We start from the raw sequence: 17,169 nt of genomic DNA, 5'->3' as shown, positions 1-17,169 counted from the left end.
GCAACACAAATACAGTATTCCTTGATTGGGTCCAGGAAGCAGATTGCCACCCCAAACCTTTTTCTTATCCCCATAATCCGTTAATATAGAGAAAAAACCCGCCGATATAACGGCAAGGAGAACTTGGAGCACACTTTCCTTCAACGCAATTAACAAGGACTTCTCCCCCTCATCATCTTTCCTTGACGCCGTTAGTTGAATTAAAGCACAGGCTACAATATATTACAATATATGTGTTAAAATCCCGGTGTAGAACGACAAAATTTGCTAAATACTAGATGTTTATAAGAGGAGCGTTTTTACGCAATCCAAATCCCTACAATTGAAAGATATGTGCGTTTACTATACTCGAAAGGTATCTAAAGTGACGGTATTACGTTATGATGAAAAATCGGTTACGCCGTTCTGAATGATTTTGAAAATTTGTCGACGAAAAGGAAGAGGTTAATGACTTACGACGTTATTGTGATCGGAGGCGGCTCAGCCGGATTAATGGCTGCTGCTGCTGCCAGCGGTGAAGGTGCCAAGGTGATTTTGCTGGAAAAGGGAAATAAACTCGGGCGTAAGCTGGGGATCTCTGGTGGAGGCCGTTGCAATGTCACGAATGCCAAAGAGCTGGACGAACTCATTCGGCACATTCCCGGCAATGGCCGATTTCTGCACAGTGCACTGGCGGCTTTCGGCAATCGGGATATCATCGCCTTTTTTGAACAGTTGGGTATAGCCTTAAAGGAAGAAGACAACGGGCGTATGTTTCCAGTGACGGACAAAGCCAAAACAGTTGTCGATGCTTTGATCAACAAGGTACGCTCTCAAGGAGTCGAGATTCGGACAAGCTGTCCTGTTCAAGAGGTTATTTACAATGAAGGTCATACAGCTGGGGTGCGACTGCGTTCCGGTGAAATCCTACATAGCCGTAATGTCATTGTAGCCGTTGGTGGCAAATCCGTCCCGCATACAGGCTCGGAAGGTGACGGCTATGCATGGGCAGAACAAGCAGGGCATACCATTACGGAGCTGTATCCAACAGAGGTGCCGTTGACCTCAGGCGAGACGTTTATCCAGACGAAAGAGCTTCAGGGACTATCCTTACGCGACATCAGTCTGACCGTATGGAATGCGAAGCAAAAGAAAGTTGTCGTCCATGAAGGAGATATGATTTTTACACATTTTGGTCTATCTGGCCCGACTGCTTTGCGGTGCAGTCAGTTTGTCGTCAAGGGAATGAAAAAGGATAAGGTGAACACGGTGTTATTGACTCTCGATTTGCAGCCTCACAAACATGCCGATGAAGTCTACCGTGAGACGCTGGAATTGGCATCGGTCGATGCTAAAAAAGCGATCAAAAACGTGCTTAAGCCTTATTTACCGGAACGCTTAATTCCATTGTTGCTCCAGCAAGCCGAACTGCGTGAGGACTTGACCTATGATCATATTCCCAAGCAGCAGTGGCAAGAACTTGCTCATCGCATTAAGGCGTTTCCAATCCGTGTGAACGGTACGCTCTCTCTGAAGGAAGCATTTGTTACCGGGGGCGGTGTGAATTTGAAGGAAATTAATCCGAAAACAATGGAGTCCAAGCTGATGCCTGGATTGTTCTTCTGCGGTGAGATTCTCGATATTCATGGTTACACTGGAGGTTATAATATTACAGCAGCGTTTACGACAGGGCATACAGCAGGAACCCAAGCGGCCGTAAGCGATTAAGACGCTGCGCGTAGGATTTGATCTTACGAACGCTGTCGCTTCTCCAGATTCAAATCCTCCGCTTCGCTAGAAACCGCCATTACATCCGCATTCTTATAGGAAAAGTAGGAAGGAAATCAAAAAGGCTTAAATCAGTCATGTTACTGATTTAAGCCTTTTTTTAAAAATGGCGTAAAGAACAAGCTCCATCTTGTTTTGACGTTTGCCGCTATTCTATACCTCAATAATGATAGGTAAAATCATGGGTCTTCTCTTCGTCTGACTGTAAATAAACCGGCCAACATCATCTTTTAACATCTGCTTAATCAGTCCCCACTGACTCATTTCGATTTCTGTTAACTCGTTCACTGTGGACATAATCGTGTCGTGGATCTGGCTCATGAGCTCTTCGGAATCCTTAACATATACAAACCCTCTTGATATGACCTCTGGCGTTGCGAGCATTTGCTTCTCGTTTTTGCTCAACGTCATCACAATAATCAGCATTCCGTCTGATGAAAGCTTTTTACGGTCTCGCAGTACAATATTACCTACGTCCCCTGTGACCAATCCGTCTACCAAGCTATTGCCTGCTGCTACTTTGCGGCCTAGGGATGCCCTTCCCTCTTCGATTTGAACAGTGTCACCGTTATGGACGATAAATACATTCTCCATCGGAATCCCCACAGACTCCGCTAGCTGACGATGCTGATACAACATCCTGAATTCGCCGTGTATGGGAATTAAAAACTCGGGTTTCATCAGGGTCATCATTAATTTTAATTCTTCCTGGCTGCCATGACCGGACACGTGCATCCCTGTGGTGCTGCCTGATCCATAAATAACGTTGGCGCCCAGTACGTACAGGTTATCAATGACCTGGGAAAGATTCCGTTCATTCCCGGGTATGGCTCCTGCAGCAATGATTACAGTATCACCAGGCAAAATTTCGATTCTGGGATGCAGGGAATTGGCTAGACGGGACAGTGCAGCCATTGGCTCACCCTGACTTCCTGTACATAAAATAGCAATTTCTTCTGCAGGAAACCGTTCTGTTTCTCCCGCCTCAATCAACAAGTCCTCAGGCATGTGCAAGAAACCCAGCTCCTTAGCCACTGACACCACATTTATCATGCTGCGACCCAGTAGAACGAGTTTTCTGCCTGTTTCTACAGCCGCGTCAATGACTTGTTGGACACGGTTCACATTGGATGCAAACGTAGAAATAAATACTTGCTGTTTGGCTCTGGCAAAAGCATCCAAAATATGTCCGCCAACCAAACGCTCTGAAGGAGTAAATCCTGGCCTTTCGGCATTTGTACTTTCGGAGAGCAGCACTTTTACCCCCTTCTTTCCTATTTCAGCCATGCGATGAAGATCGGGGAAAGGTCCACTAACGGGAGACATATCGAATTTGAAATCCCCGGTATGGACCACATTTCCTTCCGGTGTCTGAAAAAAGACACCCAGGCAATCCGGGATACTGTGGACGGTAGTGAAAAAGGATGCCTGAATCGTTCCCGCTTGAACGGTTGAATCCGCATCTATAAGATGAAGCTCAGCATCACGTAAAAGGTTGTGCTCCCTTAACTTAATCTTAATTAATTCGATGGTGAGCTTTGTTCCATAAACGGGCATATTAATCTGCTTCAGCAGATAGGGAATACCTCCGATGTGATCCTCATGCCCATGAGTCACAATGAGCGCTCTGACTTTATCCTGATTTTCCAGCAGATAGGTGACATCCGGCACAATGAGGTCAATACCAGGCAAGTTCTCATCAGGAAACTTGGAACCACAATCGATAACGACAATATCCTGATCGTATTGGATAAAATACATGTTTTTCCCGATTTCATTAACACCGCCTAGAGCAGCAATGAGTAATCTATTATCAGCATGCATCAATTTTATTTCCTCCTTAGGAAAATGCTATCCATATTATTCATTTTCCACGTAAACTTATGCACAAAAAGAAACCCTTGTCTCTAAAAGACAGGGGCTCTCACTTGATTTATTAGATACCCACCGCAGCCGAAATAGCAGCAAAAATAGCAGCAACTAACCACAGGATCGGGAATAGCTTGAAGATTACCTTCAGCCACTGTCCAAAGCTGATCCGGGCAATGGCCAATCCCGCCAGCAGTACTCCGCCTGTCGGTGAAATTAGATTGGTTAACCCGTTACCGAATTGGTACGCTGTGACTACTGCTTCACGATTGATACCTACAAGATCGCCAAGCGGTGCAAGTACAGGCATGGTTAGTGCTGCTTCCCCCGAAGAAGATGGGACCAGGAAAGTAATAATATTATGTGCAACCAACATAATGGTAGTGAACAAGTAACTTGGCAATCCTTCCAGAATGCTTGCGAGTGCATTCAATACGGTATCGATGATCATACCCTGCTCGGCGATGATCAGAATTCCGCGGGCGAGACCTATGATCACTGCAGCGTAGATGAATTCTCCACACCCTTTTACAAAATTCTCAGCTATTTCCTTCTGGCTCATTTTAGTAACTACCCCGACAAAAAGACCGAGTGCGAAGAAAAGGGCACCAATTTCAGTCATATACCAGCCTTTGGACAAAATTCCCCAAACAATTGCTCCAAGCGTTACAATAAATCCACCTATTATTAATTTGTCCCGAAACGTGAAGACGACGTCCTCACCTGTATTTTCTTTTATAAATTGCTCACGATTTATAATATCACTCTGAAAAACAATGGATTTCTGCGGATTTCTCTTAACACGATGCGCATACCACATCGTAAAGGCAATAGAAATCATAGTAAATACAAGCCATTCAATAAATCTCAGCCAGAGCTGAGGATTCCCCTCCACTCCTGCGATCCCCTGGGCAATCAATACTGAAAATGGATTAACAGTCGAACCAACATAGCCAATTTGCGTTCCCAGAAATAGAATGAGAATAGCAGTCATAGAATCGAAGCCTAGGGCAAACATTAACGGAATAAAAATCGCATAAAGCGGAATAATTTCTTCGCTCATCCCAAAGGTAGAGCCTCCGAGACTGAATATAACCATGGCAATTGGAATAAGCAGAATCCCCTTATTCTTCAGCCGTCTGGCAAGAGCTGTCAGGGCACGATCGATGGCTCCCGTCTGCAGTATAATCCCGAAGGAGCCGCCCACAATAAGGACAAAAGAGACGACATCCGCGGCATTGATAATCCCCTCAATAGGAGCGCTTAGGATTTGAGGGAGGCCTTGTCTTAAATCACCGTTCTCACCAGTTTTGGGTACAGTGTGATAGGTTCCCGAAACGATCGCCGTTTTGGTCACGCCGTTTACTGTCACTTCATGACGCTCAAATTGTCCGCTGGGCACAATCCATGTCAATGCGGCGACTGTAATAATAATCAAAAATATTAAAGTATAGCTATGGGGCAAGGATAATTTCCATTTCATATTCTTGATGTTCATGTTTATCCCTCATTCCAAGAATGGTTATACGTAACCTTCCCTCCCATAATGGTCAATATCACTTGGGCGTCCCTGATGTCACCAGCGGATGCGTTAAGGAGGTCGCGATCAAAAACGGCAATGTCAGCATATTTTCCAGCCTCTAGCGTGCCTGTAACCTCTTCCATATAACAATGTTTGGCTCCATTAATGGTCCATGCCTTTAAAACTTCGGATGGCGGCATCCCCCGATCGGGATACCAGCCTCCAGCAGGTGATCCGTCCGGAAATAACCGATGAGAAGCTGAGTACAGTGAATCGGGAACACTCGTGATAAATAAGGGCAGATCAGTCCCAATGGTTATTGGCACATTAGCCTCCAGCATAGATTTATAATTATAAAACCGATTTTCATTACCTTTGCCTACCACAACAGGCATATAGGCCTCTTCATAGGTTGGATTCAGTAGCAGGATTTGAGCGTAGACTTCGGCAAAAATTTCGTTTTCGCCCATTCTGATCAGATCATCTGGATGAGGATACTCTAGATCACTGATAGAATGTCTGATAAGGTTATTACCTTGTTGTTCGCGGCATTTTTCAATCATGGATACCGCTTGGCGAATCGCAGCATCACCTTCTGCAGTTAGACAACATTTGATACCTTGGCTGTCTGCTTCCAGCACAGAGGCTTCAATCTTTTTGTAGTCAACCGTCCTCAAAGTCGTTACTCCGGGCATATCTGCGTAAGGTTCCAGCATGTCCCCCGTATGATCTGCTACGACACCGTCAAGCATCAGCTTGTATCCTTGGAAACGAATAAGGTCTCCATTATAAAGTGCTTTATACTTCATACCGGTGGCAATATCAAGCGATTCAACAACGGGTTCAAGCGAGAAATGAAATCGGAGTGGCAGTTCCCCTGTTTCTTTCAATTCTTCTAGAATCGGCAGCAACTCGCTATGCCGGTCAAAGCCAATATCTTTTATGGAAGTAACTCCTCGTGCAGCTAGTATGCGGCCAAACTTCATAAACTCTTGTTTGACAAGACTGTGGTCCTGCATCATAGCTTGGAGCAGCAAAGCGCGTGCCTCAGCACTGCATTGATCCGGCAAAAATTGATATTTCTCCTGAGCCAGTCGGTTCATCCAGCAGTAGCTTTTATTTAGGTTAATGGCAATTACCGCCCGATCAGGGAACAGCTCGTCCAACAAGCTTTGCTCAGGCAGCTTGCCCCATCCTTCCTCGCTCCAACCGTAAGCGGTTACATCTTTCCCTGGCGGAAGATTGTTTGCCGCTTGTAGCATTGATTCCACTGCTTCTTCAATCGAGGCTGCATGAGTCAAATCCACGCCCCGAAGCATCGACATATATCCGGTAAAAAATACATGGTTGTCATGAACTCCTGGCATGATAAAAGCATCACCCAAATCACAGACAACCGTTCCCGCTCCTATCCAAGCTTGTGCTTCCTCGGGACGCCCCACTGCTGCAATACATTCTCCTCGCAGTGCAATAAACCCAGGTGAGGCCTCATTTTCCAAGCCATTAAAAATAGCATTTGACAGTAAAACTTTGTCCGCTAATGTGTCATTCTTCCCTTGCACAATTTCACCCCCTCATTATTTATCCGCCCTACAACATAACGTAATATAACGTTATAACATTGCTTCTGCTTCTCTTATGAAGTGGAAGCAGAAGCTGCGCCGTACCTGAATAACATTACCTAACAGGCAACGGATTTATATTGAGAATTGATAACGGTCTCCAATGATGTACTGCTTACCTACATGAACGGGGCTTCCATGCTGATCATAAATAATCGTGTGCATGTAGAACAACGCCTGTCCGATGGCCGTCTCCAGCAGCTTTGCTTGGTATTCATCCGCCAAAGCGATTTGTAATATCGTCTCTCCCGGTTGGTTAGGATCGATGCTGTATTTATGACGCAGCAGTTCGTATACAGAGCCCTCCAACTGTTCTTCCATTAGAAAAGAAAATCGGTCATAAGGATAAAAATTATTCTCCAGCATTAGCGGTCGATCACCGGCGTATCTCTTGCGCTGAATAAATAACACTTTTTCTCCTTGTGGCAGCTGCAACTGATGTGCAATTTTCTCATCTGCTTCTATGATTTCACGTTCTGTGACCACACTGTGTGAAGAGAGGCCGTTGGATTTGCAGGCAGCTGTAAAGCTGATAATATGTTCAATCTTCCGCCCAATTTTGGGTACATTGACAAAGGTACCTTTTCCTTGACGTTTGGTCAGATAACCTTCATGAACCAATTCGGCAATTGCTTTTCTTACGGTAATTCGACTTACATTGTAGGTCTCGCTTAGCTCAGTTTCGGTAGGTATACGACTTCCCTGCGTAAACGTTCCATTATGAATAGCGGTTTTGACCGCTTTTTGTAATTGAATATATAATGGCTCTGCTTGGTCTGAATTCAACATAATGTGCCCTCACTTGTCATATAACGTTATATTACTCCCACTTAGAGTATCAAATGTTACATATTCTTACAAGTGAAGATATTTGAAAATATTTTATTAGTAGCGGACGCCGTATCCGAAAGAACCTTCTACCAGACAGCTCTGGGCGGCAACCCTCGAGCCTTCTGCCATAGCGTCCTGAATGTTGCTATTTTTTAAAAAACTCAGTAAAAAGGCGGTTATATAAGAGTCTCCTGCCCCCATCGTATCCACAGCGTCAACGGAATCAGGCATTTGAAAATAGAACTTAGTACCATCATAGGCAATAGACCTATCTCCACCGCGTGTGGCTACCAGGATTTGCCCCTCTTTTTTTCGATTGGAGCGGATATAGTTCTGTGTCTCTTCATCCGTCATATGGCTGCAAGAGAAGAAAGCGAAATCGGCATACGCAATATATTTCTCCACTTGTGCATCTACGAAATCATCCGAAAAGTCAAAAGAAAGAGGGATTCCCAGCGTGTCCAATTCAGGCAGCAAGTGCCCTGTATGACTGTACAAGCCGGTGTGTATAAGGTCGAACCCGCCAACATAGGCCTTGTCTTCTTCACTCAGCTCTAGCGGATGGAGACGTGTAACTCCTCCCTCATTGCTGCCCAGAAATACTCTGTCTCCGTCTTCCAGGGTTACACGTGCGCAGCCGTTCTCACCGCTGTGATATCTGCACCGTGAAATGTCAATTTCCAGCTCACGGAGAATGTGTTCTACATGCTGTGCTTCGTTATCATCTCCGAATACTCCTATAAAGGCTGCATCTACTCCCGCTTTTTTGGCAAATACACTGAAATTAAGCGCATTGCCGCCAGGATACATCATGCGCAGATGAACATATTTATCTACCACATTATCGCCGATGCCTAGAACTTTCATGATGGTTTCCTCCTGTTGGTAAGAGCGCTTAGTAAGCTACTTTGCCCATATAACGGCGAGTTTCCAGTGGGTGATTGCGTACATTTGCGAGTGCTTCACGATAAACACATACAATGCTGTAAAATAAAACCGGGTTAAAAAACTCGACGACCTCGTCGGCAATGGTTCCGATTCCAAGCTCCTTCGCATCGATCACTTCCACTTTCTCGGCATATTGACTCAGGAAAGTCCGTGCCCGCTCATCCAGTGCCCGTGTGCGTCCTTCGTTGATCATCAGAATAAATGGAGTTTCTTTATCCGTTACTTCAAACGGACCGTGGAAAAATTCACCGGAATGGATTGAAGCCGCATGGAGCCATTGCATTTCCATCAGAGAACAGATAGCAAATCCGTAGGCATGTCCATAAGAAGCTCCGCTGGTCAGGATATAGAAAAGGTCTTCATTGCGATATTTGTCAGCAAATACACTGGCACGGGGTTCAACTTGTATTTTTGCCCGGTTAATAATTCCATTGATTGCTCCCAAGCCGTTCTGGAAAGCTTGATAATGCACATAGCCTTCAGCGATCTGAAGCAGCTCAACAGTAAGCTCTAAAATAATGGCCATAGGATTATTTTTAACATCGCTCTCATCTCCCCATTCGTAGAGGAATGAATAATCGGAATAATTGAGCAGTGTCGCTTCACTATTGTGGGTTAAGCCGATGGTGTAAGCGCCTTTCTCTTTGGCTGATTTAGCAGCCGCAACCGATTCCGGCGTGTTTCCACCATGGGAGCAAACGATGACTACTGCGTTTTTACCTAAACGTTTTGGCAGCGCGTGCACAAACTCATTCGCCGTATACATGCCTGCTACCAGCTTCTTTGCTTCACTATCCAGAAAATATTTTGAGGGATACATATCGACTAATGAGCCCCCGCAGGCTACTAAATAAACCTCTGAAATCTTCCCACTCGCTTGTTCATAAATCGTTTGAACCGTCTGATGTACATTCATTGTTATCTCTCCCTTTTATATAACGTTATATAACGTATTGTTTACGAGATAAATATAAGCGCTTTCAATAAAAGTGTCAAGCCCAATTATTCGATCAAATAGACTTTTTTTATAACCTGTCATTAAAAAAGCTCTAATCCTTTTATGTAAGGGATTAGAGGCTACTCCTGCAATATACGTACAAAAAAATGGTCTTACAGATGAGTTTGTCCGAATAAACTTAAATAGACAAATACATAACATCCAATTCATAATCAAGGAGGAAAAACAGCATTAATACATTTATCGGATATATTTTTCTTGGTTTGTCACTTTCCGCTCCCATTGGACCGATTAATGCCGCACAGTTGGATCGAGGTATTAAGAATGGGTTTTGGCACGCCTGGTTTATCGGGCTTGGTGCAATAACCGCAGATATAATCTATATGTTGCTTGTTTATTTGGGAATGATCCACCTTCTTAATGCCCCGTTTGTCAAAGCTTTTTTATGGATGTTTGGTTTTTTCGTACTTGTGTATACAGGTGTTGAAAGCATCAAAAATGCAGGTGTGATTTCAGAGTCTGAATTAAGGGGAAATGGTAATACCCTAACCAACTCATTTCTAGCGGGCTTCCTGATGTCATTATTCAATCCCCTCTCCATCCTGTTCTGGCTTGGGATTTACGGGTCCATACTCGCAAACGTCGCTAATTCATATCCAGTACAACAGCTAATGATCTTTAGCGGAGCGATTGTATTAGGTGTGTTACTCTGGGATGTGACTATGGCAGCCGCTTCAAGTATTTTCCGTAGGTTTCTAAAAACCGGATTGCTTAAAACCATCTCTTGGATGTCTGGATTATCTCTTATCGGTTTTGGCTTTTATTTTGGTGTACAAGCATTTCAATTACTTTTTTTACACTAACTCTTGGCTTCTTGGCAAAATTACCGAGATACCTTCGTATGTTTTCGGCGAATCCATTGTACGATAAGGTCACATATTGCAATTAACAAGACAAGCAATAAGCTGATGTAAACTCCCGGGCGGCTAAGCTTATGAAAAAATGATCCAACCACAGCCATAGCTATCAACAATAATCCAATCCAACGTTTAATATGGTTTGATCTACTCGATTCCAGTAGCTTACCTGAAGACAGCAAAATAAAGCACCAATTATACAACAGCATTAAACCCGCTGCAGTAGTGATATATTCATATACTTTTCCCGGTAGTAGCAACGACATTACGATGGCTGAGATTAATCCAACGGAGATCAAACTAAGTGCATATAGAGGATATTTACCCTTCCACTTCCGTGAAAATAATGTGGGTGCATCTCCTTCCTGTGCGAGTGTAATCATCATAGATGTCTCTGCATATAGGGATGCTGTCATTGTTGAGAACCCTGCAATAATAAGCACTCCATTAAATAAATGAGGCATAAAAACCAGATGATCGCTGCTGAGCGCAAGCACAAAAGGACTTTCTTTGGGGTTAAAGGCACTTAATGGCACCATAGACACAGCCAGACCAATCGAAAGCACATACACTGCAACCAGTGTAACCAGCATTACTTTTCCTGCTTTAGGTGCATCCTCCGGTTTTTGAAGCCGATTTGACATAATTCCGAGCACTTCAATACCTCCGTATGCATAAAAGGCAAAAATAAAAGATGACCACAATCCTATACCGCCGGTAGGGAAAAACTCTTTGTAACTGATGGGGAGCTTTGGATTATATTTTCCTCCTCCGATCCAGCCTGCCAAAAGAGCAACGGCCAAGACCAGAAACATAACAATAGCTGCCATCTTAATGATGGCCAATACATTTTCAACTCGATCAAAACCCTTATTGCCAAAAAAAACAATCACAAGCCCTAAAATCCCGAAGCCTGCCGCAAAGATCCACATCGGTACCTGAGGAAACCAAAAACGTGAGAATATAGATAACGCAGTTAACTGGCTCCCATTAATAAGGAGTTCCGAAAACCAATATACCCAGCCACAGCCGAATCCTGCCCAACTTCCAAATGCTTTTTGGGCATAGGAACGGAAGGAACCCTGTTCAGGATGATCTGCCGTCATTCGCGAAAGAGCATCAAACACTACATATGTTCCAACCGCTGCCAAAAAGTACGCAATCAGTACGGCTGGACCGCCAATAGAAATCGCTAAGCCGGACCCCAGAAAATATCCTGTACCGATAGTACCTGCAACTCCTAACAAGCTAAGTTGCCACCATTTTAGTTTTTGTTCCTTTTGCATATCAGACGGTTTGTCCATTAAAAAATCACCCTACTCCTAGATTTTGGGACAGATCTCTCCATTATTTAGATTGCCCTCTCCAATATATTTCATGTGAATGAATGACTCTTCTTTATCAATAAAAAAGCACCAGCTAACCCGCTCAAGGTTTACTGGTGCTTTTTACTTCACAAAACATTTGGAACATAAACAACCGCCTAATCGACATAGCGTCATCATTTGGGTCAAATATGGATGCTTCCAGAAAATCCATCCACTTCGTCTTCCGGTTGTTGATCAGAGCTGACGTTGTGCTCCACAGTTGTGTTGCTGTACGTTCGAGAGGAACCGTTTTTATACGCTTCACTCCAATCCTCGTTGATCGTGTGCGCCGGGATAATCCAGTCCTCCGGGCTATAACCTGGATTTTGTACACCGACATTTCCTTGCAGATCGGGAATTGCATCCGGTCTAGAGAAAAGAGTTCCTACCTCAATCATACTTCCTTCATAGGCTTGGCAAATCTCCAATGCAGACAACACATCCTGGTTCTCAATATGAACACTGAGACCTGTGTCACCATTTGTGCTGGCGGAGTATCCAATTTCCTTTAATGTTTCACAGGCTTGGGTGGCTTGCTGCGGATCACGAAATTGAAAACGGAAAGAACCCGTATCCATGTGTTTCATCTCCTCTGAAGTAGCTTATTTTGTTAATTGGGGTTCATTAGGTTAGGTATGTTATTTTTAATATAACCAACCGGAACAGTATTTTTACATTCAAAACCTTTATTTTTCAAAAATTTACTTTAAAGCTTTGAAATTAAATAGTTAAAAAAGCAGCTACTGTGACAAATCGCATGTTTTCGCTACGTAAATCCCTTTATGCTAGTAACAAGGGTATGGTTGCCCGGTCATCCGAGCCGAGCGGTCAAAGGATGCCCAAATCCATACATAAAGGCGGAATGAAGATGATAGATTACCGAACATTGGTGACACAGCAATCCATGCATTTGTATAGCGTGTTTGCCAAGTCATTCAAAAGTGTAAACGAACATGCGGTTGCTGGCATCAAAACGGTGGGCTTCAACCCAACGGCCTTCGCCGTGATGGAAGTTTTATATCACAAGGGCGCGCAGCCAATCCAACAAATTGGAGCAAAGCTGCTTCTGCAAAGCGGAAATGTCACTTATGTTATTGACAAGCTGGAGAGCCGCGGTTATTTGCACCGTCACCCGTGCGACCAAGATCGTCGGATTATATATGCAGAATTGACGGACGAAGGACAACGTGTCATGGACGAAATTTATCCTGATTATACACGTCAGATTGAACGTGCCTTTAGCGGAATCAGTGAAACCGAAAGAGATCAACTCATCGGCTTGCTCAAAAAATTGGGCCGTAGCGCTGATAACCTGTCACCTTATCACAAATAGAACGAATAGTAATTTTAGCAACTGATCGTTTGTGAATAAACGAACAATCTTATAGCTGTGCTAAACGAAAATTTAGATTTACACAAAAAAGTCCACCCTTATATTCATGGGTGGACTTTTCATATACCTGAATAGAGCGAAATATGCCCAAGCTTACGAGCAGCATAAGTACCTACTATCGACTAAAGTGTTTGACCACTACATTATTAAAAATTGCTGGACCGCCATCGGAAAACAGAGTGATTTTCTGATCCTCTAACCGTGGAAATATTAAAGAGGAATAAGCTACTTCTCCACCATCGACAAACACTTCAATACTGGTTTTATCGACGAGAATGTTCAGGTGTACCTTTTTCTTATCGGGATCAAATGGCGCCTTGCTCTCTACATATTTTCCACTCTGATCCGGCTGCCCCGTGTTCGCTCTGTTTACGTAAGAGTATTGACCGTCCACTGAGACACCCACATCGACATGACGCTTGCCATCCGTCGACTCTCGAAGCCTCAATCCTACATTTTTAATCGTGGACCAAGATACATCCGTCTCTAGCTGATAGGCATCGCCTGCTACCGGAAGCCGGTGAGCACCCTCTACTTTAATCGTTCCTAATGATTTTTTGGATGTTTGGAATCGCTCCAAATTGGGTACCGGCTGTGAAACCAAACGATATCCAGCATCTGCCGTATGTTTCAGTCGAATTTGGCGAACAATTGAATCCATTCCATTAAAGCCTTCCTTTAGGGTAGGCGTGTTATTGGCATAATCCCAATTGTTCATCCAGGCCAGAGCATAACGGTGACTATATTTATCTTTGTCTTTTCCTTCCTCGAACGTAACTGCACCATACCAGTCAAACCCATAATCCAGCCACTCAGGTACACTGTGATCAGGGAGAAATGCTTCTCCATTAAAATCTCCCGTCCAGTAGGCATACGTGTTGGGTCCGCCTGTTGATTTGCTATTGGCGCTCACGCCTAGAATCCATTGATAGGTTCCATCATCCGCCCGCATCCGGTAAAGGTCAGGACATTCCACAAGTCCGATATTTTCCGTTTGAAAGCCGCTCGTATACCGCCAATTCTTTAAATTATCAGACTCATAAAAGCCAATCTTTGTTCCCTCTGCCATGACCATCACCCATTGATTACGTTGAGTATCTCGGATGATTTTGGGATCTCTGAAGTCCTTTGTACCGGGGTTGGACATCACAGGCTTGTTGCGGTAAGAAGTAAACGTCTTGCCTTTGTCCTTACTGTACCACAAAAATTGTTCCTGCTTTCCGCCATCTGCGGAGGGCTGCGTCACAATGGCTACTAGAGTGCCTTTTCCAAAACCCGCGGTATTATTAACATCGATCACGACCGAACCGGACCAAGGATCTCCATTTGGGTTCGTATATTTTGGAATCGCCACCCCTTCATCTTTCCAATGTACCAGGTCGGTTGATGTGGCATGTCGCCATTCTGTACCGTTCTTTTTGGGATAGTCACGATTATACAAATAGTAATAATGATATTTTCCATCAAAATAAATAGGCCGTTGAGGATCATTCTTCCACTTATCCGGAACGGTAAAATGATAGGCTGACCGGTAGGTCGGTGTTTTTTGCTTACTTTGATTCGCTTGATTTTTTGGAGTTGCAGCAGATTTTGGGGGTTCGGCTGTATCCTGTTGGTACATACTCCAACCCATAGCTATAAATATAGTTAAGCCTGTGATGATTACAACGGATCGTATCCAAATGCTCTTGGGAGCTTTTTTTCTCATTATGACGATCCTCCTTACCTCTCATTGCATTGTTATGTATCGTCCGACGGACGGCAGATCGGTAAGCTACCAAACCGCCGCCTTCGGACATACTGCATATACCTACTTATTTCTTCCCATACTCATTTGGAGATTCTTTTTTGTCATTCGTTGGATCAACCGTGATTTGCCCTTGCTCCAAAATACCGTTTTTCACAACAGACGTTTTCGAGCCTTTAATATTCAGCAGGAAGCTTGGCGCGAAAGTAGATTTGTGATCCGGGAAAAGCCCTCGATTAGTCATATAACTCGAAACGACTACGTTATTGCCTTTGCCTTGCGGGATAGCAAAATGGGCATACGTCCAGGTAATATCATCACGATCCAGATCCTGATGAAGAACGAGACCGGTTCCATTCAACGGTTTATAAGGCCCTGTCAAGGAAGTAGAAACATAACCCAGCATGTAAATATCATCGTCTCCGATCGCATCTACAGTCACCTTGGAACCTCTTGTACTCGTAAATAAATACCACAAACCGTTCATTTTGAACACATTCGCCCGTTCAATTTCATCTGTTACCAGATTGGAAGCAATCAAAGGAGGCATTACATTTTTCAACGTATAATCATCATTCAATTCAACGATGCCCAGTGCGCCGTTCGCCAGCTCAGCTCCTTTTTTCTTAGGACTTTGCTGCAGATTAGAAAGCTCTTCCCTGAAGAATTTCTTATTGCCGCCATAATAAGCTGAGTTTTGAAGCGAATCTTCGCCTTGGTAGCCTGTCTCTGTCCCTGTATTGGCTTCAAATATAATATATTTGTGGCCTTGATCCTCGACATAGTGAGGGTCTCTAAACGTATGGTTATCCATATCCACTCCGACGCTTTGCTGCACATTTTGATAGGTTTTCCCATCTCCACCGTCATAGATCGATTTCAAATCCTCGACTCCATCTACTTTCAGTGTCTTATCATCAGGCTGAGAGACATTAATTTGAGCCGTGCTCAAGGTTTGCTTGCCGTATAATTTGTTATTCGGATCATAGGGCTGTCTGCTGGTATAAAATAAACGTACTTGTCCATCAGAGGTTAAGGTAGCTGAACCTGACCATTCTTCTGACTGATTTTTTAGAATCGGATCGTTGGCAAGCAATTTATCATTGTCTTTAAATACTCTGCCGGCATTTTTCCAGCCGCTCAGTGAAGTATTGCCCGCTTTTTGATAGAACAGGTATATGAATGTATCCTCGCCTCTTTTAGGATCGCCTGCCAATCCAAAAACGATATTATACCCTTTGTAATTGGCTACTGTGCCATCGGCATTTTGTAACGGCCAAGAGTCCCAGACATCGAAATCAATTAGCTTGCCTGAGCTGTCGCGACCAATAGCAGAAGGAATATTCTTAATTGTAGAGGCATCAAAGGACGGAACCTCATATTTTTCTTTGCCTTGCTGTTTGAAAATATTCAGCATGTCATTACGCGTAATTTGGGTAAATGCATTGTCTGTTTTGAGATCAGATGCATCATTTTCCTCGGCAAAAGCCTGAACGCCGCCTCCTAACAGCAAGGTAGTTGCTACTGTTGCAGTGGCTGCTTTACTGAACCATTTGTTAAACTTCAAGTACTCCATCTCCCTTAATCTAATTGTGCTTCTAGATTTGATACCCAACTTTTTGGTTGGTAGGGCCATTTTATATGGTATGTCAAACGATTGATATAGACTGAAAAGCCCTATTATGTGAGGTAAGAAAACAGGTTCCTTTATGAATTTCATCCTCATATTTTCCTAGTAATTTTCTGAAAATTCCTTTTTTTTCATTCCTATTACATTCAGAATAATTTGCTACTTGATTTTTTTCCGTGTCCCATTTTGCTAGGTTGGTTGCTTCATTCACATGCAAAATCGTTCTAAAATAAATCATACAAAGCCCGATTTGTAAGCGGGTTCAAAAAAATGGTTCCTTAGTACCCTACAGCTCAATTCAGAAACATATTTTTTGTTACAATTTCTTAAGACTTTTTTACCATTTTGTTACCTATACCCTATGAATATATAGCAACTCAAGGGGGTTTTTATCTCCTTTTTGTATACTGGGGAATTTATCGGTCCTATACGAGGTGGCTATTTTGCTGAATCAGTAGGAGGAGAGACCATTGCATAAAGAGACAGCCCGGACCCTTATTTGGTGTAGCGGACTGTCTCTTTATCATGAAAGATTTATATTATTTTTTATGCATGTTCTCTTTGTGGTGTCTTTACGCGCTGATCTGCCTCTTCTTCA

13 protein-coding genes are annotated in these 17,169 nt (G+C 43.6%); 3 read left to right on the top strand and 10 right to left on the bottom strand.

Going from position 1 to position 17,169, the window contains the following annotated elements:
* Positions 1–447 precede the first annotated feature (447 nt).
* Positions 448–1,707 (top strand): BaiN/RdsA family NAD(P)/FAD-dependent oxidoreductase, encoded by a 1,260-nt coding sequence (locus tag GRP75_RS05340; RefSeq protein ID WP_076295364.1) that lies wholly within the window; start codon positions 448–450, stop codon positions 1,705–1,707.
* A 213-nt stretch (positions 1,708–1,920) separates the two neighbouring features.
* Here GRP75_RS05340 and GRP75_RS05335 read toward each other — a convergent pair whose 3' ends face one another.
* The 6 genes from GRP75_RS05335 to GRP75_RS05310 form a co-directional block, all read right to left on the bottom strand.
* Positions 1,921–3,591 carry a ribonuclease J gene (locus GRP75_RS05335; RefSeq protein ID WP_160788773.1) on the bottom strand — a complete coding sequence of 557 codons (1,671 nt, stop codon included), beginning with the start codon at positions 3,589–3,591 and terminating at the stop codon, positions 1,921–1,923.
* Between the two features lie 112 nt (positions 3,592–3,703).
* The gene (locus tag GRP75_RS05330; RefSeq protein ID WP_160788771.1) at positions 3,704–5,134 is read right to left on the bottom strand and encodes a YfcC family protein; all 1,431 of its coding nucleotides are present in this window, start codon (positions 5,132–5,134) and stop codon (positions 3,704–3,706) included.
* A 2-nt stretch (positions 5,135–5,136) separates the two neighbouring features.
* Complete coding sequence (locus GRP75_RS05325; protein WP_160788770.1) at positions 5,137–6,720, bottom strand: amidohydrolase family protein; 1,584 nt, start codon at positions 6,718–6,720, stop codon at positions 5,137–5,139.
* Between the two features lie 135 nt (positions 6,721–6,855).
* Complete coding sequence (locus GRP75_RS05320; RefSeq protein ID WP_023986973.1) at positions 6,856–7,569, bottom strand: GntR family transcriptional regulator; 714 nt, start codon at positions 7,567–7,569, stop codon at positions 6,856–6,858.
* Positions 7,570–7,665: 96 nt separating this feature from the next.
* The gene (locus GRP75_RS05315) at positions 7,666–8,478 is read right to left on the bottom strand and encodes a PfkB family carbohydrate kinase (protein WP_160788769.1); all 813 of its coding nucleotides are present in this window, start codon (positions 8,476–8,478) and stop codon (positions 7,666–7,668) included.
* A gap of 28 nt (positions 8,479–8,506) precedes the next feature.
* Positions 8,507–9,475 carry an SIS domain-containing protein gene (locus GRP75_RS05310; protein WP_053324625.1) on the bottom strand — a complete coding sequence of 323 codons (969 nt, stop codon included), beginning with the start codon at positions 9,473–9,475 and terminating at the stop codon, positions 8,507–8,509.
* A 305-nt stretch (positions 9,476–9,780) separates the two neighbouring features.
* On the opposite strand from GRP75_RS05310, the gene GRP75_RS05305 reads away from it, so the two are divergent.
* Positions 9,781–10,380 carry a LysE family transporter gene (locus tag GRP75_RS05305; protein ID WP_202403992.1) on the top strand — a complete coding sequence of 200 codons (600 nt, stop codon included), beginning with the start codon at positions 9,781–9,783 and terminating at the stop codon, positions 10,378–10,380.
* Between the two features lie 20 nt (positions 10,381–10,400).
* Here GRP75_RS05305 and GRP75_RS05300 read toward each other — a convergent pair whose 3' ends face one another.
* Together GRP75_RS05300 and GRP75_RS05295 are read right to left on the bottom strand one after the other, a co-directional pair.
* Positions 10,401–11,738, bottom strand: coding sequence for an amino acid permease (locus GRP75_RS05300; RefSeq protein WP_160788768.1), 1,338 nt, complete (start codon positions 11,736–11,738; stop codon positions 10,401–10,403).
* A gap of 206 nt (positions 11,739–11,944) precedes the next feature.
* On the bottom strand, positions 11,945–12,379 hold the full coding sequence (locus GRP75_RS05295) for a hypothetical protein (protein WP_160788767.1): 435 nt from the start codon (positions 12,377–12,379) through the stop codon (positions 11,945–11,947).
* Positions 12,380–12,669: 290 nt separating this feature from the next.
* Between GRP75_RS05295 and GRP75_RS05290 the strand changes: the two genes are divergently transcribed.
* A complete protein-coding gene (locus tag GRP75_RS05290; protein WP_013369372.1) occupies positions 12,670–13,134 on the top strand; it encodes a MarR family winged helix-turn-helix transcriptional regulator in 465 nt (154 codons plus the stop codon).
* Between the two features lie 175 nt (positions 13,135–13,309).
* On the opposite strand, the gene GRP75_RS05285 is transcribed toward GRP75_RS05290, so the two are convergent.
* Positions 13,310–14,902: a glycoside hydrolase family 32 protein gene (locus tag GRP75_RS05285; protein WP_160788766.1), complete on the bottom strand. Its 1,593-nt coding sequence runs from the start codon at positions 14,900–14,902 to the stop codon at positions 13,310–13,312.
* Between the two features lie 106 nt (positions 14,903–15,008).
* The gene (locus tag GRP75_RS05280; protein ID WP_023986966.1) at positions 15,009–16,508 is read right to left on the bottom strand and encodes a glycoside hydrolase family 68 protein; all 1,500 of its coding nucleotides are present in this window, start codon (positions 16,506–16,508) and stop codon (positions 15,009–15,011) included.
* Between the last annotated feature and the right edge of the window lie 661 nt (positions 16,509–17,169).

Source organism: Paenibacillus sp. OT2-17 (assembly GCF_009827695.1).
Classification (GTDB): Bacteria; Bacillota; Bacilli; order Paenibacillales; family Paenibacillaceae; genus Paenibacillus; species Paenibacillus polymyxa_B.
Note: the sequence above shows the minus strand (reverse complement) of the source record. Positions and strands in the feature narration are given on the sequence as shown.

What these genes read in the sequence shown, in the direction of transcription:
- GRP75_RS05335 (WP_160788773.1), bottom strand. Translation starts at nt 3,591, where the DNA reads ATGCATGCTGATAATAGATTACTCATTGCTGCTCTAGGCGGTGTTAAT.
- GRP75_RS05340 (WP_076295364.1), top strand. Translation starts at nt 448, where the DNA reads ATGACTTACGACGTTATTGTGATCGGAGGCGGCTCAGCCGGATTAATG.
- GRP75_RS05295 (WP_160788767.1), bottom strand. Translation starts at nt 12,379, where the DNA reads ATGGATACGGGTTCTTTCCGTTTTCAATTTCGTGATCCGCAGCAAGCC.
- GRP75_RS05290 (WP_013369372.1), top strand. Translation starts at nt 12,670, where the DNA reads ATGATAGATTACCGAACATTGGTGACACAGCAATCCATGCATTTGTAT.
- GRP75_RS05330 (WP_160788771.1), bottom strand. Translation starts at nt 5,134, where the DNA reads ATGAACATCAAGAATATGAAATGGAAATTATCCTTGCCCCATAGCTAT.
- GRP75_RS05300 (WP_160788768.1), bottom strand. Translation starts at nt 11,738, where the DNA reads ATGGACAAACCGTCTGATATGCAAAAGGAACAAAAACTAAAATGGTGG.
- GRP75_RS05320 (WP_023986973.1), bottom strand. Translation starts at nt 7,569, where the DNA reads ATGTTGAATTCAGACCAAGCAGAGCCATTATATATTCAATTACAAAAA.
- GRP75_RS05310 (WP_053324625.1), bottom strand. Translation starts at nt 9,475, where the DNA reads ATGAATGTACATCAGACGGTTCAAACGATTTATGAACAAGCGAGTGGG.
- GRP75_RS05285 (WP_160788766.1), bottom strand. Translation starts at nt 14,902, where the DNA reads ATGAGAAAAAAAGCTCCCAAGAGCATTTGGATACGATCCGTTGTAATC.
- GRP75_RS05315 (WP_160788769.1), bottom strand. Translation starts at nt 8,478, where the DNA reads ATGAAAGTTCTAGGCATCGGCGATAATGTGGTAGATAAATATGTTCAT.